The following is a 21,272-nucleotide window of genomic DNA, read 5'->3' as shown; positions in this document are numbered from 1 at the left end:
GATCAAGTTCCAGAAAGGCATGTTCATAGCCCGGCGCTGGCAGGAGGGTGAACCGGCGCTTCCTGTTCGATTTCATGGAATTAAATGAGGAGGCTGAGACGGGCTCGCAGCGCGAAAGGTTTGAAGGTAAGGCGCCCGGGGGCGACAGGGACAGGTGCTTTTGGGCAGCTTGAAAGCTATCGCTCCGGTCTTCAATTCGTCCCGCCCCCGGTAAAGGAGCAGTTGAGTCATGATGTCGTCCAGCCGGGTCCATCCCGTCTATGCGCAGATGGAAAGGACCGTGTTCGACCGGATGTCGGTGCTCGCGCGCGAAACCGGGGCGATCAACCTGGGGCAGGGCTTTCCCGATGGTCCCGGTCCCGCACCGGTGATCGAGGCGGCGGTGCGCGCCTTGCGCGAGAAGTCGAACCAGTATCCTCCCGGCGCGGGCTTGCCTGAACTGCGCGAGGCGGTTTGCGGCTATTACGCGCGGCGTCAGGGGCTTGAGGTCGATCCTCAGGATGTGACCGTAACTTCCGGAGCTACAGAGGCAATTGCCGCATCGCTGCTGGCGCTCGTCCGGCCCGGAGACGAGGTCGTGCTGTTCCAGCCGGCCTACGATGCCTATGCGCCGATGGTCCTCAGAGCCGGGGGCGTGCCCGTTTCGGTGCCTCTGGTGCCGCCTCATTTCCGTTACGAGATTTCGGCAATAGAGGCGGTGCTGACCGAGCGGACCCGGCTGCTGATACTCAACGATCCGCTCAATCCGGCAGGGACCGTGGCGAGCGAGGAGGCACTGGGGGCGATTGCGCGCCTTTGCGTCGAACGCGATCTCATCGCGATCTGCGACGAAGTCTGGGAGGAGGTGCGCTTCGACGCGAAGCGCCATCGTTCCCTGATGCAGTTCGACGGCATGGCCGAGCGCTGCGTGAAGATCGGCTCGGCAGGCAAGATCTTCGGCGTGACGGGATGGAAGATCGGCTGGATGATCGGCAGGGGCGATGTCGGCCTTGGGCTGGCCAGGGCCCACCAGTTCCTGACTTATGCCAGCGCACCGCCGCTGCAATGGGCCGTGGCCGAAGGTCTTACCCTGCCCGACGCGATGCTGGACGATCAGCGCGCTGCATGGGCCGCTTCGCGCGCAAGGCTCATGGCAGGACTGGACCGGGCGGGATTCGCCGTTCTGCCCAACCAGGCGACCTGGTTCCTTTGCGTCGATCTGGCTGCTTCCGGCCTGCCCATTCGCGACCGCGATTTCTCAGAGCGCGCGATCCGCGAGGCCGGCGTCGCCACGATCCCGGTTTCCGCGCTCTACGAAGGCGAGGGCAGGCCCGAGCACATCGTGCGCTTCTGCTTTACCAAGCCTGACGCGATTCTCGACGAGGCCGTAGCGCGGCTGGCGGCGTTCCGGCTCAACCTGACCTGACGGACTGTCGCGTCAGAGCGGCCAGATCAGCGGAATCATGATCAGCGTGGTGACCGTGACCAGCGCCGTCAGCGGGAAGCCGTATTTGTAGAAGTCGGAGAAGCGATAGCCGCCGGCGCCATAGACAAGGGTGTTGGTCTGGTAGCCGATAGGGGTGAGGAAGCTGGCCGACGCGGCGAACATCACCGCGACCGCGAAGGGGCGTGGATCGACGCCCAGCGCCTGGGCAAGATGGATCCCGATAGGCGTGACCACCACGGCCACCGCGTTGTTGGTGACCAGTTCGGTCAGGACCAGGCTGAGCAGGTAGATCGCCGCGAGCGCCACCATCGGGCCCATCGTTCCGAGCCAGGGGGTGGCCAGATGCACGACCAATTCGACCAGTCCGGTCTTTTCCAGCGCAGTGCCGATCGAAAGCATGGCGATGATCAGGGCAATGATGCGCCAGTCGACGGACTTGAACGCCTCATCGGGTTCGACGCACTGACAGCCCAGCACGACTGCGACGCCCAGCACCGCAAGACCTGCCAGGGGCATGAGATTGAACGAGGCGGCCACGACGATGCCGAGCATCGTGGCGACCGCGATCCAGGCCTTGTTGCGCCGGAAACCGCGGATCGTCGGCTCGGCGATGTTGACAAGCTGCTGGTCCTCGACGAGCCTGCGCAGGTCCTCCTGTGCGCCTTCGAGTAGCAGGGTGTCGCCCACCTGCAGCGGCACGTCCTCGTAGCGCTTCTGCAGATTGGTGCCCTTGCGGTGCAGCGCGATGGGATAGACGCCGTAGCGGCGTCGCAGTCGCAAGTCGGCCAAGGTATGGCCGATGATGCCCGCGCCCGGGGCAAGCAACGTCTCGACCATGACCGAGTTGCGCGAGGACAATTGCACGACATGCGGATCGGCCGATGAATCGGTCAGAGCGTGGTCGCCGCGCTCCTTGATGGTCATCAGGTCTGCCGCCGAGGTGCGCACGACAAGGATGTCGCCTTCTTCCAGCTGGCAGTGATCGAAATCGCGCCGCAGCGACTGGTCGTCGCGCAGGACGTCGACCAGCCGGCGCTCGGAACGCGAAAGAAGATCGATCTCGCGCGGGTTCTGTCCGATGTAGGGGGATCCCGCCTCGACGAAGATCGAGACGATGAAGCGCTTGTTTTCCCCTTGGGTGGTGAGCCCGGCAACGGTCTGGCGGTCGGGCAGGAGGCGGTGGCTGATTGCCAGCCAGATGACGCCGGCAATCGCCACGACCGCGCCGACCGGAGCGATCTCGAAGATCGAGAAGGGCGCAAGGCCGGCCTTGCGGGCGACGCCGTCCACCAGAATGTTGGTCGAGGTGCCCAGCAGCGTTACGGTGCCGCCAAGGACCGCCGCAAAGGAAATCGGCATCAGGATCTTCGACGGTGTGATCCGCAGTTCCTTGGCCAGCGCCATGCCGACCGGGATCATCATCATCACCAGCGGGGTATTGTTGGTGAACGCCGAAAGCGTCGCGATCGTCGCGAGGAAAACCGCGATGGCCAGTGTCGGCCGTCGCTTGCCCAGCCCGGTGATCTTGCTGGCCATCAGGTCCAGCGCGCCGGTGCGCACCATGGCGGACGAGACGATGAACATGCAGGCGATGGTCAGCGGCGCGGGATTGCCCATCGAATCGAGCAGGTCGTCGGTCGAGAGAACGCCCAGCAGGAGCAGGACGGAGACCAGCACGAGAGCGACGACTTCGGGCGCAGCCACCTCGAATGCGAAGGCCAGGAACAGCAGCAGCAGGAGCACGGCCATCACGGCCGGCGAACCCGCATCGATTCCGAAGATCATCGTTATCCCTGTTCTACACGCCGCACCCGGGAATGCATTCCCTGGGGCGAGGAGTTACCGGCAAACCGCCGATGCGCAAGAAAAGAAAAGTTTTCACAGGTGATGCGCAATTGCTGGTCCATGCGCAGCGCGGGGTCAATCGAGGGGCCAGCGGAAGGTGACGGATCTGTCCCCGGTAACCTCGCCAGTGGCGGAAAAGCTGCGTTCGTGGATCAGGCCATGCCCGCTTCGCGCAATAGTCACCACGGTGCTGCAGCGGGTGCCATAAGTTTCGTTTCGGATGAAAACCGGTGCAGATTGCGGCTCGGGCCCGTTCTCGATCGGTGCCGTTTCGGCGGGCGGCGTATCCGACCGCAGGCTGGCGAGCAGCGGTGCGATCTCCGCAGCGGATTGCTTCAGCCACGCCGCGAGGGCCTGTTGCAACTGGACTGTCTTGGGCCATGGAACGTCGAAGCCGCCGTTCGACAGGCCGTGAATCCCGCGCGTCAGGCGGCGGCTTTCCAGACGTGGGTAATTGGTGTGGAACCGAGCTTCGCCGTGGTCGGCCTCGACCAGATTGAAGGCATTCATCTGCCCCAGGCCCTCCGGCTCCCGGCCTTCTAGCAGGTCGGTGACGAGTTTTCCCCGGCTTGGCCTGCCGGGACGGGAACCTTCCGGCACGCGGTGGTTGGTGAGCAGCGCAAAGCGGCCCGCCTCGCTGAGGCCGAGCCAGGTCCCGCCCCCCAGCAGGTCCTTGCCGGCAATGATCCCGCTGCCATCGTTCCAGGGGGCGAGCGGAGCGGCCGGACGGGCGTGAAATTCGTCCCGGTTGCCAATGGCGACAAGGAGCCAGTCTGGGTGCGCGTCCCAGGCGATGGCGGCGACGCACATCTCAGATCAGGCCTTTGGCGCGCAGGCTGACGTGGCCCTCGCGGCCGATGACGACATGATCGTGGACCGTGACGCCGAGCAGCCTGCCGGCCTCGGCGATGCGGTTGGTCACATCGATGTCGGCGCGGCTGGGCTCGGGTGAGCCGGACGGGTGGTTGTGGACGATGATCAAGGCCGTCGCGCCCAGGTCCAGCGCTCGCCGGATCACTTCGCGCGGGTGGATCGCGGCCTCGTCGATCGAGCCTTCGCCGACGAGATCGTCGAGGATCAGCATGTTCTTCGCATTGAGGTAGAGCACCCGTACGCGTTCGAGGGTGAGATGGGCCATGTCGATGGTCAGGTAGTCGATCAGGGCCTGCCACGATCCTATGACCGGCGCCTCGCGCACTTTCTGCCGCGCCAGGCGCGTGGCGGCGACTGTGGCGATACGCAGGGCGACGGCACTCGCTTCGCCCATGCCCGGATGAGCGGCGAGCGTGCGCGGCGCAGCCTGCAGAACCCCCGCCAGAGAGCCGAAGCGCTGGAGCAGGCTGCGCGCCAGCGGTTTCATGTCACGGCGGGGAACGGCCTGCATCAGGAGGAGTTCAATGACCTCATGATCCGCCAGAGCCTCGTCCCCGCCCTCGATCAGCCGCCTTCGAAGGCGCGCGCGATGCCCGGCCGGATCGTTGCCGCTCGCCTTGGTGCTTTCTCGCGGGGCCTCGCGATGCGCCATTCCGTCGCCGGAATCGGTGCCGCGTTCATCGAAGAGTGGGGCTTGGTCTGGCATATCCTGCACAAACAATTGCCTTTCCGGCACGGCCAGCGCAAGTGATGGAGCGGATGGCGCAAGACGAAGACCAGCCTGTCGAAGGAATCGAAACACCTGAACCGCTACCGGGCGAAGCCCGGCGGCGACGTCGCTGGCGCGCGCCGCTGGCAGGCGTTCTGGCGCTTGCCACGGTGGCCGGCGGGACCGTCTGGTTCCTGCGTGAGGACATTGCCGACAACTTCATTGCGAGCCAACTCGATTCGCTGGGCCTGCCCGCACGCTACGAGGTCGTCAGCATCGGTCCCTCGGAACAGGTGATCCGCAACCTGTCGATCGGCGATCCGGACAGGCCGGATCTGACCATCGAGGAAATTCGCGTCCGGACGCGCCTGAACTGGGGCATTCCCGGGATCGGCCGGATCACAATCGTCAAGCCGCGCCTTTACGGGACGATGCATGGCAATCGTCCCAGCTTCGGCGCGCTCGACAAGGTGCTGTTCACGGGAGGCAAGGAGCCTTTCGCGATGCCGGACTACGATCTGAAGATCGTCGACGGACGCGGCCTGGTCGAGAGCGAGCATGGCCGGATCGGGGTGCGGATCGCAGGGCAGGGGCCTTTGCGCGGTGGGTTCGCAGGCGAACTGGCGGCAGTGGCGCCCGGCCTGACCATGGCTGGCTGCGAAACCAGCAAGGCCAGTCTTTACGGCAAGATTTCGATAGCCTCGCAAAGGCCGCGCTTCGCCGGGCCCTTGCGGCTCGCGAGCCTCGATTGCGCGGATCAGGATCTGGCGCTCGCCAACTCCGCAGCGAAGATCGACTTCACTTTCGACAAGGCGCTCGACGGCGGTGAAGGCAGCATCGGCCTGACGGCCGGGAAAGGCCACTACGCCAGCAACCGCTTCGACGGGGCTTCGGGCAAGGCGCAGGTCAGCTATCGCAAGCAGACGCTCAACGCCCGCTACGATCTTACCGCGCGCGGTCTGGCGACGCCGCAGGCGCGGATGGCCAGCCTGGGAATAGACGGCCGGGTGCGTTCGAATGCCGGCCTTGAGCGGATCGACGTCGAAAGCGAACTTTCGGGCAAGGGGCTGGCGCTGGGCGCACAGCTTGACCGGTCCCTTGCCGATGCCGCGCACTCGGGCGAAGGCACTTTTCTGGGGCCGGTGGCAAGCCAGGTCCGCGAGGCGCTCCAGCGCGAGACGCGGGGGAGCACTCTCGAAGCGAGCCTGATCCTGCGGCACTCGCGTGAGGGTATCAGCCTCGTCGTCCCGCGCGGCTCCGTGCGGGGCGGCAGCGGCAAGGCCTTGCTGACGTTTTCGCGCGTGCAGGCCATGTTCTCCGGAAGTGCGCCGCGCCTGACCGGCAATTTCGCGACTGGCGGGCAGGGCCTGCCGAGGATCGCCGGGCGCATGGAATCCAGCGACAATGGCGGGCTTTCGATGCATGTCGAGATGCCCGAATACCGCGCGGGCGACACGCGCCTTGCTGTTCCCGCGCTCGATCTGGTGCAGGCGCCGGGCGGCAGTTTCGGCTTTACCGGCAGCGCCCGATTGACCGGCGCCTTGCCGGGCGGGAGCGCCGAAAACCTGATCCTGCCGGTCCATGGCGACTGGGCGGCGAACGGGGATCTGAGCGTCTGGCCGCGGTGCACGACGATCGGTTTCGACCATCTCGCCTTTGCCAACCTGACGATCGACAAGCGGAGCCTGCAAGTCTGCCCTGCCGCGGGAGGCCCGATCTTGCGTAGCCGGTCCGGCCGATTCGAGGTGGCTGCCGGCGTTCCTTCACTCGATCTCGCCGGACACCTCGGCGAAACCCCGATCCGCCTCTCCAGCGGAGCCATCGGCTACGCCCAGAAGGGATCGAATCCCGGCGCCGTCTCGGCCGAAGCACTCGATGTCGAACTGGGGGCTGCCGACAGCGCTTCCCGGTTCAGGGTGACCCACCTCGATGCGCTCGTGGGCAAGGATATCGGCGGGACATTCGATGAGGCGGACGTCGCGCTCTATGCGGTGCCGCTCGACCTCCATCGGACGGCCGGGGACTGGCGCTACGCCGATGGTGTCCTGACCATCGACAAGGCGAGCTTCACGCTGGTCGACCGCGAGAAGGTGGCGCGTTTCGAGCCGGTTGTCGCCCGCGATGCCACCTTGCGTCTTGCCGACAATGTGATCACTGGCCAAGCGGTGATGCGCGAGCCGCGCTCGGATCGCGAGGTCGTGCGAGCCGACATTGTTCACAATCTCATGGATGCCAGCGGTCACGCGGACCTGACGGTCAGGGGGATCACTTTCGACAAATCGCTGCAGGCGGACACACTGTCCCATCTCGCGCTGGGCGTGGTCTCTAATCTCGAAGGATCCGTGCATGGCACCGGTCGCATCGACTGGAACGAGGCGGGCGTGAGCAGCCGCGGCCGCTTTGCAACCGATGGCGTGGACTTCGCCGCCGCCTTCGGCCCGGTGAAGGGGCTTTCCGGCGAAGTGCGCTTCACCGACCTGCTCGGCCTTGTTACGGCACCTGACCAGAAGCTCAGGATCGCCTCGATCAACCCGGGCATAGAGGTGAACGACGGCGTCCTCTCCTTCGAGATGAAGCCCGACTATCTGCTGGTGGTGAACGGTGCGCACTGGCCGTTCATGGACGGCACGCTTACGCTGGAACCTGCGCGCATGCGCATCGGCGTTGCCGAGACGCGCAACTACACACTCAAGGTGACCGGGCTCGACGCGGCGACTTTCGTCCAGCACCTGGATCTTTCGAACATCAATGCATCCGGCGTGTTCGACGGCGAACTGCCGCTGGTCTTCGACGAGGACGGCGGACGGATCGAGAACGGCTACCTCAAGTCGCGCGAGCCGGGCGGCAATGTCTCCTACATCGGCGCGCTGACTTACAAGGACCTCTCGGCGATGGGCAACTTCGCCTTCAATGCCCTCAGGTCGGTCGACTACAAGAGCATGGAGATCGGCCTCGGCGGTTCCCTGTCCGGCGAGATCGTGACCCGTATCAGCTTCGACGGATTGAGCCAGGGGGCAGGGGCCAAGAGCAACTTCCTGACCAGGCAGGTTGCCAAGCTGCCGATTCGCTTCATTCTCAACATCAAGGCGCCGTTCTTCAGCCTGTTCGGCTCGATGCGCTCGCTTTACGATCCGACTTATCTCACCGATCCGCGAACGCTCGGTCTGATCGACCGGGACGGGAAAGTGAGGCCGCGGCCTCCATCCATCGCCATTCAGCCTCCAGTCAGCGAGAATAATCCATGAAATCCTGCGAATTGACCGGAAGCGTTCCGGCTGCAACATACCCCGCCATGTTCGGCCGAGGGGAGTTGACGATGCAGCAGGGTAGGCCCCGGTCCGGCTGGCGCGCCGCATGCGCCGCGATGGTGGTGTTGGGCACGGTCCCGGCGCTTGGGGGGCGCATCAATGTTTCCGCGCCCGACAAGCCGATCGTGATCGAGCTGAACATCAACATCAGGCAGGAAGTGATCTACAAGTTGGCGGCGGATGCAGCCAATACGATCGACGAAAACCCGGAGATTTTCTGATGGCAAGTCTGTTCCGCAAGTCTGTCGCCGCATTCGGCATCGCCGGTGCCATGCTGGCGCTGGGCGCCGGTAGCGCGGCTTTCGCCCAGAATCGCGACCCGGCCTACGCCGCCGCGCGCGCTGCGGGGCAGGTGGGTGAGCAGACCGATGGTTACCTCGGCGTGGTCGGCAATGCTTCGCCGGACGTTCGCGCCATGGTCAAGGATCTCAACAACAAGCGCCGCGCCGTCTACACCGAGAAGGCCGCAGGCAAGAGCACGATCGAGGAATATGCCTTCGCGACCGCGTGCCGCCTGATTCTCGAAACCAGGCCCGGTGAAAAGTATCAGGCGCCCGATGGCTCGTGGAAGACCCGCGACGGCGGGGCACCGGTTCGCGATCCGCGCTGTCCGTAATTCTTTTCCGGGCGGCCTGGCCGGTCGGGAATTCGTGATTCGAATTGGTGAAGGGGCTGCAAGGCAAACGCGCCTTGCGGCCCCTTTTCACTTGAACGATGCCCTGTGTATCGCCGATGCGCTATTGCTCCGGCACCGGCAATTGGTACTAGGCTTCTTGCGCGCATCCCACGGATGGGCGTGGATACTGTGTCTGCAACTGAAGAGTGCCACGCGCGGTACGGTTGACTCGGCAAATCCCCCACCCTAAGGGGGCGGCGCCCTCGGCGGGCAGCCGTTGATTGTGTCGATCGAACCGGGTTGAGTGCACGATAGAGTGCAAACACGAAGGGGGAAGGCATGAGCGACGAGCCAAACGCACGGGACCCTGTCGGTGAGGACGCCCGCATCGATTCGCTGGACGAAAGGCTCAAGGCCCTTCGTGAGCGGGAAGAGCAGCGTCACAAGCCGGTTGGAGGCGCGGAATCGGATGCGAGCTATCGCGCCGGAAACCGCGTCCTGGCCGACTTGCTGGGAGGTGTTGCCGGTGGCTTGTTCCTTGGCTGGGTGATTGATCACTTTGCCGGGACCTCGCCCTGGGGACTGTTGGTGATGTTGTTCTTCGGAATCTTCGTTGCCTTCAGAAATATTATAAGGAATTCGAACCAGCGCCCGAATTGACCCAACGGGGGGTGAACAGGGCGCTGTCGTTCATTGGCGACAGGGAAATTCGCGTGGCAGCCGAAGCGAAGGTCGATCCGATGCATCAGTTCAGCATCCAGCCGTTGTTCGGCTCGGATGGCTGGAATATCGCGGGTTACAACATCGCCTTTACCAACAGTGCGTTGTGGATGGCTATCGCCACCGTCGCCCTGCTGATCTTCGTTGCGGGCGGCGCCAAGCGCCAGCTCGTGCCGGGTCGCTGGCAGATGGCGGTCGAGACCTTCACCGGTTTCGTCGATGGAATGCTGGCCGCCAACGTCGGCCCGAACGGCAAGAAGTACGTTCCGTACATCTTCTCGCTGTTCATGTTCATTCTCTTCGCCAACTTCCTTGGCCTGCTGCCGCTCGGTGTGATCGGCCTGCATCCCTTCACGTTCACCAGCCACTTCTCGGCCACCGGCGTGCTCTCGATCCTGTCGTTCTCGATCGTGCTCATCGTCGGCTTCGTGAAGCATAAGCTGCACTTCTTCTCGCTCTTCGTGCCGCACGGCACGCCCGTGGTGATGGTTGTTCCGATCTTCTTCGTCGAACTCATCTCGTTCCTGGTGCGTCCGTTCAGCCTTGGCCTGCGACTTTTCGTCGCCATGATGGCCGGCCACGTCCTGCTCGAAGTGCTTTCGAGCTTCGTGATCAGCTCGGGCAACGCCAACATCGGCCTGTTCGCCATTGCCGGTCTGCCCAGCTTCGTGCTGATGGTCGGCATCTGCGCGCTGGAACTGCTCGTGGCCGGCATCCAGGCCTACGTGTTCGCTCTTCTCACCTGCGTCTATCTGAACGACGCAGAGAACCTTCACTGATTTTATCCTTCAAGTTTACCAAAGGGAGTTTTTGAAATGGACGCAGAAGCTGCAAAGCTGCTTGGTGCTGGTCTCGCCGCTATCGGTTGCGGTCTCGCTTCGATCGGCGTGGGTAGCGTTTTCGCCAAGTTCCTCGAAGGCGCGCTGCGCAACCCGGGTGCTGCCGACGCGCAGCAGGGCCGTCTCTTCATCGGCTTCGCCGGTGCCGAGCTTCTCGGTCTGCTTTCGTTCGTTGTTGCCGCGCTGCTGATCTTCGCCTGATCGCGCGCAAACCCCGCACCGGCCGCCAACGCCCTTTGGTGAAGCGGCCGGCTCGCGGGGGCAAGTTTTTTACCGGCCACCTCGAGACAGGGCTGACCAATGCCTCAGATCGAACAGCTAGCCGCGACCTATTCCAGCCAGATCTTCTGGCTGCTGGTCTTCTTCGGTTTCACCTTCTTCGTCGTCGGACGGGGCATGGTGCCGAAGGTGATGGATACGGTTGCGCAGCGCGACAAACAGATTTCCGACGACCTCATCGCTGCAGAGCGCGCGCGCAAGCAGGCCAATGAGGAAGAGGAAGCATGGCGCGTGCGTGAGAACACCAATCGCGCCGAGGCTCAGGCCCTGATCGCCGAGGCCCGCACCAAGGCCGCTGCCGCTACCGAGCAGCGTCTTGCCGCCGCCCAGTCCGTGATCGACACGAAGCTGGCCGAAGCCGAAGCCCGTATCGCGGAGGCCCGCAAGTCGGCTGCCGCCGAGATCGAGGACGTCGCCGCCGACGCCACCCGCGATATCGTCAGCCGCATCGCCGGCCTGTCTCTCGACGATGCCGCGGTTCGTGCGACCGTGAAGGAGAACCTGGTCCATGGCTGAGAACGTCTCCCCCTCGGTCGAGCAGGGCCTTGCCCACGAGGCCGCTGAAGTCACCGGAGCCCAGGACACCCACGCCGCCGTGGAGCACCACGCCGAACCTCTGCTGCTGGGCGTTGCACCGCCGGTTGCGGTCGTCAGCTCGGCAATGATCGTGCTGATCCTGATCGCCCTGTGGAAGGGACTGCCCAGGATGATCGCCGGCGGCCTCGATTCCAGGATCGCCGACATCAAGGCGCAGCTCGAAGAGGCCAAGGTCCTTCGCGCAGAGGCGGAAGCCCTGCGCAAGGAGTATGCCGACAAGATCGCCAACGCCGAAAAGGACGCGGCGGCGATGATCGATCACGCCCGTCACGAAGCCGAGGCGATCGTCGCCAAGGCCGAGAAGGACTCCGCCGATGTGATCGTGCGCCGCGAGAAGATGGCGCAGGACAAGATCGGTGCCGCCGAGCGTGCTGCCGTGACCGATCTGCAGAACCGGGCCGCTGCCGCTGCTGCCGCTTCGGCCCGGGTACTGATCAAGGCGAACCATTCGGCCACTGCCGACAAGGCATTCGTGGATCAGGCCATCGGCTCTATCTGAGCGCGGCTCCACGATCTAAAAACAAGAAAGCCCCTGCCTTCGCGGGGGCTTTTTTGTTGTCCGTGCCCGGGCCGTTTCGCCGCGTTATCGGCTGGGCACTCACGTTATCCCCGAACTGGTTGGGGCTTCTGTTTTTCCGCTGCTTCTTCCCGAACGGGCAGGCTTCCGGATCAAGATCGGGGTGAGGACAGCCAACGGGATACGCGCACCAGCCTAGTGGATCACCACGGCGCTGATGCGGTGGTAGAATGGCCTGTGCGGTGTACGGCCATGGCTGATGTTGTCGAACAGGCCCACGCCGACGCTGGGCAGGAGCGACTGGATCAGGCGGACTTCCTCGACCTGCCGCACATCGATTCGAACGTGGAGCTGCCCGTCGAAGTCGAAGCTGACATCGGCATTGGGTGGACAGACTTCGCGAAGCATTACCAGCAGCTTGCCAAGCTCGGCGGTCACGTCGAACGACGTAGCGGGCTCGGGGAGCCGCTCTCCTTCATCGGTCAACACGCGTAAAGATCGTGCCATTTACGCCTCCCTGTTTCTTGTTTCCCGATTGGATCAAACAAGCGAAAGCAAGGAAAGCGACAAGATGGCGTAGTCTCAAATTGGTATTCAGGCCGCGCGAAGCGTTAATCGCTGCCGCAAGCGGCCCGGCGCGCTGACATGCCCCTGGCCTTGCCGGAGGCGCGCCGAACCCGAAGGGGCGGCATCACCCCCTGAAATCGTCCTTGGCGCGCCTGAGGGCCGCAAAGGTGGCCACGGCATCGCCGCCGCCCCAACGGGCCTGCACCCGGGGATTGTCGGCGCGCAGGAAGGGATTGGTCGCCAGCTCGCGTTCCAGCTTCATCGGCACAGTGGGCTGATCGTTGGCGCGGTGTTTCAGGATCTCTTCGACATAGCCGGCAAGCTCGGCGTTGTCGGGATCGGCATGGACCGCGAACTTTGCGTTGGCGGCAGTGTACTCATGTGCGCAGTAGAGCATGGTTTCAGCCGGCAGGGCCTTTACCCGCTTGAGGCTGGTCCAGAACTGCTCCGGGGTCCCTTCGAACATGCGGCCGCATCCCAGGGCGAACACCGAATCGCCGACGAAGGCCATCCGGGCACCGGGCAGATGATATGCGACGTGGCCAAGCGTGTGGCCTCCGACGTCGATGACGCAGGCCTTGCGGTCCCCGATCCTGATGACATCGCCTTGGCCGACCATGCGGTCGATCCCCGCGATCTTGTCGGCTTCCGCCTTGGGGCCAGTGACCGAGCAATTGGTGACGCGCTTGATCGTCTCGTTGCCGCCGGCGTGGTCGGGGTGCCAGTGGGTGTTCCAGATCTGCGTGATCTGCCAGCCCTTCTTGCCGGCCTGGCGCAGGTACTCGTCGGCATCGGGCGTGTCGATGCAGACGGTTTCCTCACTATCGTGATCGTGCAGCAGGAAGCCGTAGTTGTCGGACAGGCAGGGAAACTGGTGGACTTCGAGCATCGGGATCTCTCCTGCGGATCAATGTAGCGACGATGTCCGTAATCTGAAGCCCTGCACAAAGCAAAGGCCCGCCCGGATCGCTCCGGACGGGCCCTTGGTGATGTGGTTACGGTGTCCCGGACGGGACGCCCGAGAATCAACGATTCTTGAGCGCTTCGCCAAGGATGTCGCCGAGCGACGCACCCGAGTCCGACGAACCGTACTGCTCGACCGCTTCCTTCTCTTCGGCCAGCTGACGGGCCTTGATCGAGAAGTTCGGCTTCTTCGAGCGGTCGAAACCGGTGACCATGGCATCGACCTTCTGGCCGACCTGGAAACGGTCCGGACGCTGTTCGTCGCGGTCGCGGCCGAGGTCCGAACGCTTGATGAAGCCGGTGGCGCCATCTTCGCCAGCCTGGACTTCCAGGCCGCCGTCGCGGACTTCGAGAACGGTGACGGTGCAGGTTTCACCGCGGCGCAGGGTGCTGCCAGCAGCGGCGATGCCGGCGGCCGGAGCACCGCGCTCAAGCTGCTTCATGCCGAGGCTGATGCGTTCCTTCTCGACGTCGACGTCGAGAACCACGGCCGAGACCTGCTCGCCCTTGCGGTGCAGGGCCAGGGCGTCCTCGCCCGAGATGCCCCATGCGATGTCCGACATGTGGACCATGCCGTCGACGTCGCCGTCCAGGCCGATGAACAGGCCGAATTCGGTGGCGTTCTTGACTTCGCCCTCGACCTGCGAGCCGACCGGGTGCTTCTCGGCGAAGGCTTCCCAGGGGTTCTGCTGAGCCTGCTTGAGGCCGAGCGAGATGCGGCGCTTGTCGGAGTCGACCTCGAGCACCATGACTTCGACTTCCTGCGAGGTCGAAACGATCTTGCCCGGGTGGACGTTCTTCTTGGTCCAGGACATTTCGGACACGTGGACGAGGCCCTCGATGCCCGGCTCCAGTTCCACGAAGGCGCCGTATTCGGTGATGTTGGTGACGGTGCCGCTCAACTTCACGCCGACCGGGTACTTGGCGGCCGCGCCTTCCCACGGATCGCTCTCGAGCTGCTTCATGCCCAGCGAGATGCGCTGCGTTTCGCTGTTGATGCGGATGATCTGGACGGTGACGGTGTCGCCGATGTTGATCACTTCGCTCGGGTGGTTGACGCGCTTGTAGCTCATGTCGGTGACATGGAGCAGGCCGTCGATGCCGCCCAGGTCAACGAACGCACCGTAGTCGGTGATGTTCTTGACGACGCCGTCGATGACCTGGCCTTCGCTCAGCTTGTCGATCAGCTCGCTGCGCTGTTCGGCGCGGGTTTCTTCGAGGACGGCGCGGCGCGACACGACGATGTTGCCACGGCGACGGTCCATCTTGAGGATCTGGAAGGGCTGGGGCACGTCCATCAGCGGGGTGACGTCGCGCACGGGGCGGATGTCGACCTGCGAGCCGGGGAGGAACGCCACGGCGCCGTCGAGGTCGACGGTGAAGCCGCCCTTGACGCGGCCGAAGATCACGCCTTCGACGCGCTTGCCTTCGCCGAATTCGTTCTCGAGCTTGTCCCATGCGGCTTCGCGGCGGGCGCGGTCGCGCGACAGCATCGCTTCGCCTTCGGCGTTCTCGACGCGGTCGACATAGACTTCGACTTCGTCGCCGACCTTCAGGCCGTGCTCGGCTTCACCGCGCGCGAATTCGCGCAGCGGCACGCGGCCTTCGCTCTTGAGACCGACGTCGATGACGGCCTTGTCGTTTTCGATGGCGGTGATGGTACCCTTGACGACGCGGCCTTCGAAGCCGTCATCGGCGACGCCGCCGAGCTGATCGTCAAGCATTTTCGCGAAATCGTCGCGAGTCGGATTGGCAGAAGTAGCCATTATCAGGTCTTTCCTGTTCAACGATTTTTCCGGCCAGGCGGTTGAATCCGCCGGTCTTTTCTCCGCTCATCGCCCCATGCGATGACCGGGCCAAAGGGCCGAACTGCCGCGGCGGCCGAATGCCGGTCACGGCGTCCTCAAGGTCGCAGGGACCCATCGGACCGGCGGCCACTACGCCCCGGGGGAGCAAAATGCAAGGGAAATGGGGCCTTGCGCGGCCTTCAGGCGTGGGCGCGATCCATGGCCGCATCGACGGCGGCGATGGCAGCGGCGATGGCCTCTTCGCGGCGCAGGCTGGATGTGTCGATCAGCACTGCGTCATTCGCCGCCACGAGCGGCGAATCCGCGCGATTGCGGTCACGCTCGTCGCGCGCGGCAAGGTCGGTGGCAATGGCCTCCAGCGAGACCTCGCGTCCCTGGTCCTGCATTTCGAGGAAGCGGCGCTGGGCGCGGGCTTCGACCGAGGCGTCGATGAACAGCTTGGCGTCCGCCTCGGGGGCGATGACGGTGCCGATGTCGCGGCCGTCGAGCACCGCGCCGCCCTGCTGCAGGGCGAAGGCGCGCTGGCGTTCGTAGAGCGCGCTGCGCACCGGTGGGTGGATCGAAACGCGGCTTGCAAGGCCCCCGGTCGCTTCGGAGCGCAGTTCGGGATCGTCGAGCAGGCTGTCGGGGAAGGCGCAGGCGGCAAGGGCGGCTTCGGCATCGTCGGGGTCGCCGCCGTTCAGCATGACCTGGCGGCCCACGGCACGGTAGAGCAGGCCGGTATCGAGATGCGGCAGTCCGAAGTGAGCGGCGAGGGCCCTGGCAATGGTGCCCTTGCCCGAGGCGGTTGGTCCGTCGACGGCAATAATCATGGCGCTGCCTTTGGCCTTTCACGCGAGGCTAGGCAAGGTCAGCGCGCGATATCGTCCAGTTCCGGGCTGTCGCGTCCATAAAGCTCGGTCAGTTCGGCTTCGTAGTTCCAGGAGTGTCGGACAAGCCAGGCGAGCAGCGGCACAAGCACGCCGAGCGGGGCGGTGAGCGCAGCGATCAGCAGCGTTGCGGGGACAAGCAGAAGTAGCGGGGCCTGGGCGATCGCACGCCGCATGCGCCAGACCGCGTGAGCGGCCATCTTGACAATGTCCCCGTCGCCGGGTCGCGCCAGTCGCATCGAAAGTCCCCTGCTTCTGAAGGGACCCTACGCGAGGCTGGTTACCGAATTGCTTAGTTCTGCCTTGCCCGGGTGCCGGACGAGCGATCGCGCACGGCCTTGACGAGGCCCCAGATTGCGATGGCGGCCCAGAAACCCTCGAGCACGAGCGAGGCAGGGTTCAGGTTTACCAGCAGCGAAATCGTCAGCAGGCAGGCCCCCAGCAGGTTCACGCCGTGCTGCACGAACGGGTTCGGCCTCTCGCGGCCGGTGATGTAGGCATAGGCGAAGACGATGCAGGCCGTCCCCGCGAAGCCGATGACGTTCGCCAGTTGCGAGGAAATGGGCAGGATCATGCGACCAGCCCGGCCAGCATCGATTCGAAAACCGGGAAGCTGGTGGCGATCGGACGGGTATCGTCGACTTCGACGCCGCCACGGCTGACAAGGCCAGCCACGGCCATCGACATGGCAATTCGGTGGTCGAGGTGCGTGGCGATCGCCGCCTCCGTGCCGGGGAGCGCTTCGCCGCCGGTGCCTTCGATCACGAGGCCGTCCTCGCGCTCCTCGATGCGCGCACCCGCTGCCGTGAGCGCGGCGGCCATGACGGCGAGGCGGTCCGATTCCTTGACACGCAATTCGTCGAGACCGCTCGTGGTCGTCTTGCCCTCGGCCAGCGAGGCAGCAACGAAAAGGACGGGGAACTCGTCGATCATGGCGGGCGCGATCTCCGGATCGACGTCGATGCCCTTGAGGACCGAGTGCTTGACGAGCAGGTCGGCGACCGGCTCGCCGCCCACTTCGCGCGGGTTAACCTCGGTGATGTCGCCGCCCATCTGGCGCAGGACCGAAACGAGGCCTGCGCGCGTGGGATTGAGGCCGACATTCTCGATCAGCACTTCGCTGCCGGGAACGAGGAGGGCGGCCACGATGAAGAACGCGGCAGAGGAGGGGTCTCCCGGCACGTCGATGACTTGCGGCCGAAGTTCCGCTTCGCCGGTCACGGTGATGATGCGCGTGCCGTCCGGTTCGACTTCGACCTCGAGCTGCGCGCCAAATCCCTTGAGCATGCGTTCGGAATGGTCGCGCGTGGGTACGGGTTCGATGACCGTCGTCCTGCCCGGCGTGTTCAGGCCCGCGAGCAGGACCGCGCTCTTTACCTGCGCAGAGGCGACCGGCAGGCGATACGTGATCGGCACCGCGGGCGACGTCCCCTTGAGGATCAGCGGCAGGCGCCCGCCCTCGCTCGCTTCGAAGCTGGCGCCCATCTGCGAGAGCGGCGTGATGACGCGGCCCATCGGGCGCTTCGACAGGCTGGCATCGCCGATGAAGGTGGCGGTGATCGGGTGGCTGGCGATCAGGCCCATCAGCAGGCGGGTCGAAGTGCCCGAATTGCCCATGTCCAGCGGGGCCTCGGGCTGGAGCAGGGCGCCCACGCCTACGCCGTTGACTACCCATTCGCCGCCAGATTCGCTGTTGCCGACGCGTTCGACCGAGGCGCCCATCGCCCGCATCGCTGCAGCCGTTGCCAGCACGTCCTCGCCCTCCAGCAGGCCGGTCACGCGGGTTTCACCCACGGCCAGCGCACCCAGCATGATGGAGCGGTGGCTGATCGACTTGTCTCCGGGGACGCGAATCCTGCCCTTGAGCGGGCCGGTTGGCAGGAAGCGGCGGGGGCGCATGGCGGCGGCGTCGGCGTGGCTCACGATGGAACTTCTTTCGGACTATCAGGGGCTGCAAAATCGCGCGGCTTTTGACAGCGCGGGCCGCCTATGGCAAGGCGCGCGCCCTGATGCGGCCGGCATGCTTGATTTTGCGCGCCTGTCCCACCATCAAGACACGGAATTTACGCCCGGCTCCTTCGGGCCGGAAAGATGAGGACGTTTCATGGCAAAGCCTGAGTGGGGCGCCAAGCACGGCTGCCCGAAATGCGGCACGCGCTTTTATGACCTGGGCAAGGACGACCCGGTTACCTGCATTGAGTGCGGCAACGAGTGGCATCCGGAACCGGTGCTGAAGTCGAAGCAGCCGATTCCCTATGAGGAAGTCCAGAAGAAGGAAGCCCCCGAGCAGGAGGATTCCGATCTGGCCGATGACGATCTCGACATCGATGACGACGGCGATTCGCCCGACAACGACGTCGACCTCGGCGGCGACGACGATCTCGGCATCGGCGGCGGTGGCGACGACGACGATCGCGACGAGTAAGCGCGCTGCGTGAAGGAATTGGCGAGCGCGGACAAAAAAATTCCGCGCTCGCAAATTTCTCTCTTGCCAACCGGGAATGCCCCCACTAGAGGGCGGCCTCCCAAGCGGAAGCGAAGGTTGACGCAAGGGAAACGGATCGAACCTCCCAGGCTCGATCTGCTGAAATGGACGGGGCCGTAGCTCAGCTGGGAGAGCGCTACAATGGCATTGTAGAGGTCAGGGGTTCGATCCCCCTCGGCTCCACCATTTCGACATATGAGTTTCGCGTGATAGCGATACGCTGGCCGACGAGGTTTCGTCCGCCGGCGTTTTTCGCGTAATTGTCACGACACGCCGGTCAGCGAGGTTTCGCCTACCGGCGTTTTCGGCGTTCTGGCAGGCCGATGGCTTGCCAAAAGTGGAGTTTGGCCATGTTCGACAGCCTTTCCGATCGTCTCGGCGGCGTGTTCGACAAGCTGCGTGGTCGCGGCGCGCTCAAGGAGCAGGACGTTCGCGATGCCATGCGCGAAGTGCGCATCGCGCTGCTCGAGGCCGACGTCGCCCTCCCGGTCGTTCGCCGTTTCGTCGATCAGGTCACTGAAAAGGCGGTAGGCCAGTCGGTCCTGCGCTCGGTCACGCCGGGCCAGCAGGTCGTCAAGATCGTCAACGACGCCCTGGTGGAAATGCTCGGCGGCGATACGACGCCGGAGCTCGACCTCAACGCTTCTCCGCCGGTCGTCATTATGATGGTCGGCCTCCAGGGCTCGGGCAAGACCACCAGCACTGCCAAGATCGCCAAGCTGCTCAAGGAGAAGCACGGCAAGAAGGCGATGATGGCCTCGCTCGACGTCAACCGTCCGGCTGCCCAGGAACAGCTCAAGGTTCTGGGCGAGCAGGTCGGCGTTGCCACCCTGCCGATCATCGCCGGACAGCAGCCCACCGAGATCGCCACCCGCGCGATGCAGTCGGCGAAGCTGCAGGCGATCGACGTCCTCCTGCTCGACACCGCCGGCCGTCTCCACGTCGACCAGCAGCTCATGGACGAGATGAAGGCGGTTGCCGCCATCTCGAACCCGCGTGAGACCTTGCTCGTCGTCGACTCGCTGACCGGCCAGGACGCTGTCAACGTCGCGCAGAGCTTCGCGGGCGAAGTGGATCTGACCGGCGTCGTGCTGACCCGCATGGACGGCGATGCCCGCGGCGGTGCCGCGCTCTCGATGCGCGCGGTTACCGGCAAGCCGATCAAGTTCGCCGGTACCGGTGAAAAGGCCGATGCGATCGAGGTGTTCCACCCGAGCCGCGTTGCCAACCGCATCCTTGGCATGGGCGATGTCGTCAGCCTCGTCGAGAAGGCCGCCGAATCGGTCAAGGTCGAGGAAGCCGAAGCGCTGGCCAAGCGCATGGAGCAGGGCAAGTTCGACATGAACGACCTGCGCACCCAGCTGCGCCAGATGCAGAACATGGGCGGTCTTGGCATGCTGGCCGGGATGATGCCGGGCATGAAGAAGGCCAAGGCGGCGATGCAGCAGTCGGGCATGGACGACAAGGTCCTGCTGCGCATGGACGCGATCATCGGTTCGATGACGCCCAAGGAGCGGGCGAATCCCGCGCTGCTCAACGCCAAGCGCAAGATCCGCGTCGCCAATGGTTCGGGTACCCAGGTCCAGGACGTCAACAAGCTGCTGAAAATGCACATGGAGATGTCCAAGGCCATGAAGCAGATCAAGAAGATGGGCGGCCTCAAGGGGCTTGCCGCGATGTTCGGCAAGGGCGGCCTCGACGGCGCCATGCCGGGTCTCGGCGGTAAGGGCCTCGGTCCCGGCGCGGGCGGGTTGCCAGGGCTCGGCGGAGCCGGTCAGCCCGATCTCAGCAAGTTTTTGAAGAAGTAATTTTTACAGAATTTGACAGAAAGGTAGAAGAATGTCCGTAGCTATCCGTCTTTCGCGCGGTGGTGCCAAGAAGCGCCCGTACTACAAGGTCGTCGTGTCCAACTCGCGCGCTCCGCGCGACGGCAAGTATCTCGAGCAGGTTGGCACCTACAACCCGCTGCTCGCCAAGGACGACGAGAACCGCGTTCGCCTGAACGAAGACCGCGTGCGCTACTGGCTCGGCGTTGGCGCCCAGCCGACCGACCGCGTTGCCCGTATGCTCGACAAGGCCGGCATCAAGGAACGCGCCGCGACCAGCAACCCGCAGAAGGGTGAGCCGGGCCAGAAGGCCAAGGATCGCGCCGAAGAAAAGGCCGAGAAGCTGCGTGAGGCCGAAGAGGCTGCCAAGGCTGCTGCAGAAGCACCCGCCGAGGAAGCACCGGCTGCCGAAGAAGCTCCCGCTGCCGAAGCGACCGAGGAACAGACCGAGGGCTGAGTCCGCATAGGACCGACCTGTGGCTGATAACGACCGCACCGTCACGCTGGCTGCCGTTTCCGGCGCCCACGGCGTGACGGGCGAAGTCCGCCTCAAGCTGTTCGGTGAAGGCGTGGCGGCGCTCAAGCGCTACCGCGCCTTCAACGATTCGACCCTTACGCTCAAGAAGCTGCGCGATGACGGAAAGGGCGGTGCTATCGCCCGCTTCGAGGAAGTCGCCGACCGCAATGCCGCCGAAAAGTTGCGCGGTACCGCGCTCACCGTGCCTCGCTCGGCGATGCCCGAGCTGGAGGATGGCGAGTACTACTTCGCGGATCTCATCGGTCTGGCTGCGGTTTCCGATACGGGTGAAGCGCTGGGTACCTGTGTCGCGGTGGAGAACTTCGGAGCCGGCGACGTCGTCGAGATCGAGCGACCTCCTGGCGAAGATGGCAAGCGCCGCCGCTTCATGGTGCCGATGATCGAGGCAGCCGTGCCCGAATGGGATCACGAGAAGCTGGTGATCGCCGCCGCTTTTGCGGAAGAATGAACAGGGGAAGGCCGCGCACCGTGCGCGGCCTTCTTCGTT

The 21,272-nt window shown here is 64.7% G+C and carries 24 protein-coding genes and 1 tRNA gene; 15 read left to right on the top strand and 10 right to left on the bottom strand.

What is annotated here, in order from left to right:
- Positions 1-229: 229 nt before the first annotated feature.
- A complete protein-coding gene (locus tag JI59_RS05610; protein WP_007013764.1) occupies positions 230-1,405 on the top strand; it encodes an aminotransferase in 1,176 nt (391 codons plus the stop codon).
- 12 nt (positions 1,406-1,417) lie between these two features.
- Here the strand turns inward: JI59_RS05610 and JI59_RS05605 are convergent, their stop codons facing one another.
- The 3 genes from JI59_RS05605 to radC form a co-directional block, all read right to left on the bottom strand.
- The gene (locus JI59_RS05605; protein WP_007013765.1) at positions 1,418-3,211 is read right to left on the bottom strand and encodes an SLC13 family permease; all 1,794 of its coding nucleotides are present in this window, start codon (positions 3,209-3,211) and stop codon (positions 1,418-1,420) included.
- Between the two features lie 135 nt (positions 3,212-3,346).
- Positions 3,347-4,081: an NRDE family protein gene (locus JI59_RS05600; RefSeq protein ID WP_007013767.1), complete on the bottom strand. Its 735-nt coding sequence runs from the start codon at positions 4,079-4,081 to the stop codon at positions 3,347-3,349.
- 1 nt (position 4,082) lies between these two features.
- Complete coding sequence (radC, locus tag JI59_RS05595) at positions 4,083-4,850, bottom strand: RadC family protein (protein ID WP_038577075.1); 768 nt, start codon at positions 4,848-4,850, stop codon at positions 4,083-4,085.
- Positions 4,851-4,903: 53 nt separating this feature from the next.
- Here radC and JI59_RS05590 point away from each other — a divergent pair, with 53 nt between their 5' ends.
- The 8 genes from JI59_RS05590 to JI59_RS05555 all read left to right on the top strand — a co-directional run bounded on the left by JI59_RS05590 (position 4,904) and on the right by JI59_RS05555 (position 11,711).
- On the top strand, positions 4,904-8,098 hold the full coding sequence (locus tag JI59_RS05590; protein WP_052117946.1) for an intermembrane phospholipid transport YdbH family protein: 3,195 nt from the start codon (positions 4,904-4,906) through the stop codon (positions 8,096-8,098).
- A 71-nt stretch (positions 8,099-8,169) separates the two neighbouring features.
- Entirely contained in the window at positions 8,170-8,382 is a 213-nt protein-coding gene (locus tag JI59_RS05585) for a YnbE family lipoprotein (protein WP_081473992.1), read from the top strand.
- On the top strand, positions 8,382-8,777 hold the full coding sequence (locus JI59_RS05580) for a YdbL family probable chaperone protein (RefSeq protein ID WP_007013772.1): 396 nt from the start codon (positions 8,382-8,384) through the stop codon (positions 8,775-8,777). The genes JI59_RS05585 and JI59_RS05580 overlap by 1 nt, the downstream gene beginning before the upstream one ends.
- Before the next feature lie 339 nt (positions 8,778-9,116).
- On the top strand, positions 9,117-9,437 hold the full coding sequence (locus JI59_RS05575; RefSeq protein ID WP_007013773.1) for an AtpZ/AtpI family protein: 321 nt from the start codon (positions 9,117-9,119) through the stop codon (positions 9,435-9,437).
- 53 nt (positions 9,438-9,490) lie between these two features.
- A complete protein-coding gene (locus JI59_RS05570) occupies positions 9,491-10,276 on the top strand; it encodes a F0F1 ATP synthase subunit A (RefSeq protein WP_038577069.1) in 786 nt (261 codons plus the stop codon).
- A 36-nt stretch (positions 10,277-10,312) separates the two neighbouring features.
- Positions 10,313-10,537, top strand: a complete 225-nt coding sequence (locus tag JI59_RS05565; RefSeq protein WP_007013775.1) for a F0F1 ATP synthase subunit C — start codon at positions 10,313-10,315, stop codon at positions 10,535-10,537.
- Positions 10,538-10,636: 99 nt separating this feature from the next.
- The gene (locus tag JI59_RS05560) at positions 10,637-11,131 is read left to right on the top strand and encodes a F0F1 ATP synthase subunit B family protein (protein ID WP_007013776.1); all 495 of its coding nucleotides are present in this window, start codon (positions 10,637-10,639) and stop codon (positions 11,129-11,131) included.
- Positions 11,124-11,711 carry a F0F1 ATP synthase subunit B family protein gene (locus JI59_RS05555; protein ID WP_007013777.1) on the top strand — a complete coding sequence of 196 codons (588 nt, stop codon included), beginning with the start codon at positions 11,124-11,126 and terminating at the stop codon, positions 11,709-11,711. Before JI59_RS05560 ends, JI59_RS05555 begins: the two co-directional genes overlap by 8 nt.
- Before the next feature lie 213 nt (positions 11,712-11,924).
- Here the strand turns inward: JI59_RS05555 and JI59_RS05550 are convergent, their stop codons facing one another.
- From JI59_RS05550 to aroA, 7 genes are all read right to left on the bottom strand, one after another.
- A complete protein-coding gene (locus JI59_RS05550; protein ID WP_232512673.1) occupies positions 11,925-12,236 on the bottom strand; it encodes a hypothetical protein in 312 nt (103 codons plus the stop codon).
- A gap of 184 nt (positions 12,237-12,420) precedes the next feature.
- Positions 12,421-13,185 (bottom strand): hydroxyacylglutathione hydrolase, encoded by a 765-nt coding sequence (gene gloB / locus JI59_RS05545; RefSeq protein ID WP_007013779.1) that lies wholly within the window; start codon positions 13,183-13,185, stop codon positions 12,421-12,423.
- A gap of 136 nt (positions 13,186-13,321) precedes the next feature.
- Positions 13,322-15,025 (bottom strand): 30S ribosomal protein S1, encoded by a 1,704-nt coding sequence (rpsA, locus tag JI59_RS05540; RefSeq protein WP_007013780.1) that lies wholly within the window; start codon positions 15,023-15,025, stop codon positions 13,322-13,324.
- Between the two features lie 221 nt (positions 15,026-15,246).
- Positions 15,247-15,879, bottom strand: a complete 633-nt coding sequence (locus JI59_RS05535; protein WP_007013781.1) for a (d)CMP kinase — start codon at positions 15,877-15,879, stop codon at positions 15,247-15,249.
- Between the two features lie 38 nt (positions 15,880-15,917).
- A complete protein-coding gene (locus tag JI59_RS05530) occupies positions 15,918-16,175 on the bottom strand; it encodes a hypothetical protein (protein WP_007013782.1) in 258 nt (85 codons plus the stop codon).
- A gap of 53 nt (positions 16,176-16,228) precedes the next feature.
- Complete coding sequence (locus tag JI59_RS05525) at positions 16,229-16,510, bottom strand: CBU_0592 family membrane protein (protein WP_007013783.1); 282 nt, start codon at positions 16,508-16,510, stop codon at positions 16,229-16,231.
- The gene (gene aroA / locus JI59_RS05520; RefSeq protein ID WP_038577061.1) at positions 16,507-17,835 is read right to left on the bottom strand and encodes a 3-phosphoshikimate 1-carboxyvinyltransferase; all 1,329 of its coding nucleotides are present in this window, start codon (positions 17,833-17,835) and stop codon (positions 16,507-16,509) included. The genes JI59_RS05525 and aroA overlap by 4 nt, the downstream gene beginning before the upstream one ends.
- 25 nt (positions 17,836-17,860) lie before the next feature.
- Here aroA and JI59_RS27065 point away from each other — a divergent pair, with 25 nt between their 5' ends.
- The 6 genes from JI59_RS27065 to rimM all read left to right on the top strand — a co-directional run bounded on the left by JI59_RS27065 (position 17,861) and on the right by rimM (position 21,233).
- A complete protein-coding gene (locus JI59_RS27065; RefSeq protein WP_007013785.1) occupies positions 17,861-18,031 on the top strand; it encodes a hypothetical protein in 171 nt (56 codons plus the stop codon).
- A 9-nt stretch (positions 18,032-18,040) separates the two neighbouring features.
- A complete protein-coding gene (locus tag JI59_RS05515) occupies positions 18,041-18,361 on the top strand; it encodes a TIGR02300 family protein (protein WP_007013786.1) in 321 nt (106 codons plus the stop codon).
- A 170-nt stretch (positions 18,362-18,531) separates the two neighbouring features.
- A tRNA-Ala gene (locus JI59_RS05510) sits at positions 18,532-18,607 on the top strand.
- A gap of 164 nt (positions 18,608-18,771) precedes the next feature.
- A complete protein-coding gene (ffh, locus tag JI59_RS05505; RefSeq protein WP_007013787.1) occupies positions 18,772-20,229 on the top strand; it encodes a signal recognition particle protein in 1,458 nt (485 codons plus the stop codon).
- A 31-nt stretch (positions 20,230-20,260) separates the two neighbouring features.
- Positions 20,261-20,704 (top strand): 30S ribosomal protein S16, encoded by a 444-nt coding sequence (gene rpsP / locus JI59_RS05500; protein WP_007013788.1) that lies wholly within the window; start codon positions 20,261-20,263, stop codon positions 20,702-20,704.
- 19 nt (positions 20,705-20,723) lie between these two features.
- Positions 20,724-21,233 (top strand): ribosome maturation factor RimM, encoded by a 510-nt coding sequence (rimM, locus tag JI59_RS05495; protein WP_007013789.1) that lies wholly within the window; start codon positions 20,724-20,726, stop codon positions 21,231-21,233.
- Positions 21,234-21,272: the final 39 nt, after the last annotated feature.

This window comes from Novosphingobium pentaromativorans US6-1 (genome assembly GCF_000767465.1).
GTDB lineage: Bacteria > Pseudomonadota > Alphaproteobacteria > Sphingomonadales > Sphingomonadaceae > Novosphingobium > Novosphingobium pentaromativorans.
Note: the sequence above shows the minus strand (reverse complement) of the source record. Positions and strands in the feature narration are given on the sequence as shown.

What these genes read in the sequence shown, in the direction of transcription:
- gloB (WP_007013779.1), bottom strand. Translation starts at nt 13,185, where the DNA reads ATGCTCGAAGTCCACCAGTTTCCCTGCCTGTCCGACAACTACGGCTTC.
- JI59_RS05590 (WP_052117946.1), top strand. Translation starts at nt 4,904, where the DNA reads ATGGCGCAAGACGAAGACCAGCCTGTCGAAGGAATCGAAACACCTGAA.
- JI59_RS05580 (WP_007013772.1), top strand. Translation starts at nt 8,382, where the DNA reads ATGGCAAGTCTGTTCCGCAAGTCTGTCGCCGCATTCGGCATCGCCGGT.
- JI59_RS05555 (WP_007013777.1), top strand. Translation starts at nt 11,124, where the DNA reads ATGGCTGAGAACGTCTCCCCCTCGGTCGAGCAGGGCCTTGCCCACGAG.
- JI59_RS05575 (WP_007013773.1), top strand. Translation starts at nt 9,117, where the DNA reads ATGAGCGACGAGCCAAACGCACGGGACCCTGTCGGTGAGGACGCCCGC.
- rpsA (WP_007013780.1), bottom strand. Translation starts at nt 15,025, where the DNA reads ATGGCTACTTCTGCCAATCCGACTCGCGACGATTTCGCGAAAATGCTT.
- JI59_RS05600 (WP_007013767.1), bottom strand. Translation starts at nt 4,081, where the DNA reads ATGTGCGTCGCCGCCATCGCCTGGGACGCGCACCCAGACTGGCTCCTT.
- rpsP (WP_007013788.1), top strand. Translation starts at nt 20,261, where the DNA reads ATGTCCGTAGCTATCCGTCTTTCGCGCGGTGGTGCCAAGAAGCGCCCG.
- JI59_RS05605 (WP_007013765.1), bottom strand. Translation starts at nt 3,211, where the DNA reads ATGATCTTCGGAATCGATGCGGGTTCGCCGGCCGTGATGGCCGTGCTC.
- JI59_RS05565 (WP_007013775.1), top strand. Translation starts at nt 10,313, where the DNA reads ATGGACGCAGAAGCTGCAAAGCTGCTTGGTGCTGGTCTCGCCGCTATC.
- JI59_RS05535 (WP_007013781.1), bottom strand. Translation starts at nt 15,879, where the DNA reads ATGATTATTGCCGTCGACGGACCAACCGCCTCGGGCAAGGGCACCATT.
- JI59_RS27065 (WP_007013785.1), top strand. Translation starts at nt 17,861, where the DNA reads ATGGAACTTCTTTCGGACTATCAGGGGCTGCAAAATCGCGCGGCTTTT.
- aroA (WP_038577061.1), bottom strand. Translation starts at nt 17,835, where the DNA reads ATGCGCCCCCGCCGCTTCCTGCCAACCGGCCCGCTCAAGGGCAGGATT.
- JI59_RS05515 (WP_007013786.1), top strand. Translation starts at nt 18,041, where the DNA reads ATGGCAAAGCCTGAGTGGGGCGCCAAGCACGGCTGCCCGAAATGCGGC.
- JI59_RS05610 (WP_007013764.1), top strand. Translation starts at nt 230, where the DNA reads ATGATGTCGTCCAGCCGGGTCCATCCCGTCTATGCGCAGATGGAAAGG.
- JI59_RS05585 (WP_081473992.1), top strand. Translation starts at nt 8,170, where the DNA reads ATGCAGCAGGGTAGGCCCCGGTCCGGCTGGCGCGCCGCATGCGCCGCG.
- ffh (WP_007013787.1), top strand. Translation starts at nt 18,772, where the DNA reads ATGTTCGACAGCCTTTCCGATCGTCTCGGCGGCGTGTTCGACAAGCTG.
- JI59_RS05550 (WP_232512673.1), bottom strand. Translation starts at nt 12,236, where the DNA reads ATGGCACGATCTTTACGCGTGTTGACCGATGAAGGAGAGCGGCTCCCC.
- JI59_RS05560 (WP_007013776.1), top strand. Translation starts at nt 10,637, where the DNA reads ATGCCTCAGATCGAACAGCTAGCCGCGACCTATTCCAGCCAGATCTTC.
- JI59_RS05525 (WP_007013783.1), bottom strand. Translation starts at nt 16,510, where the DNA reads ATGATCCTGCCCATTTCCTCGCAACTGGCGAACGTCATCGGCTTCGCG.
- JI59_RS05530 (WP_007013782.1), bottom strand. Translation starts at nt 16,175, where the DNA reads ATGCGACTGGCGCGACCCGGCGACGGGGACATTGTCAAGATGGCCGCT.
- radC (WP_038577075.1), bottom strand. Translation starts at nt 4,850, where the DNA reads ATGCCAGACCAAGCCCCACTCTTCGATGAACGCGGCACCGATTCCGGC.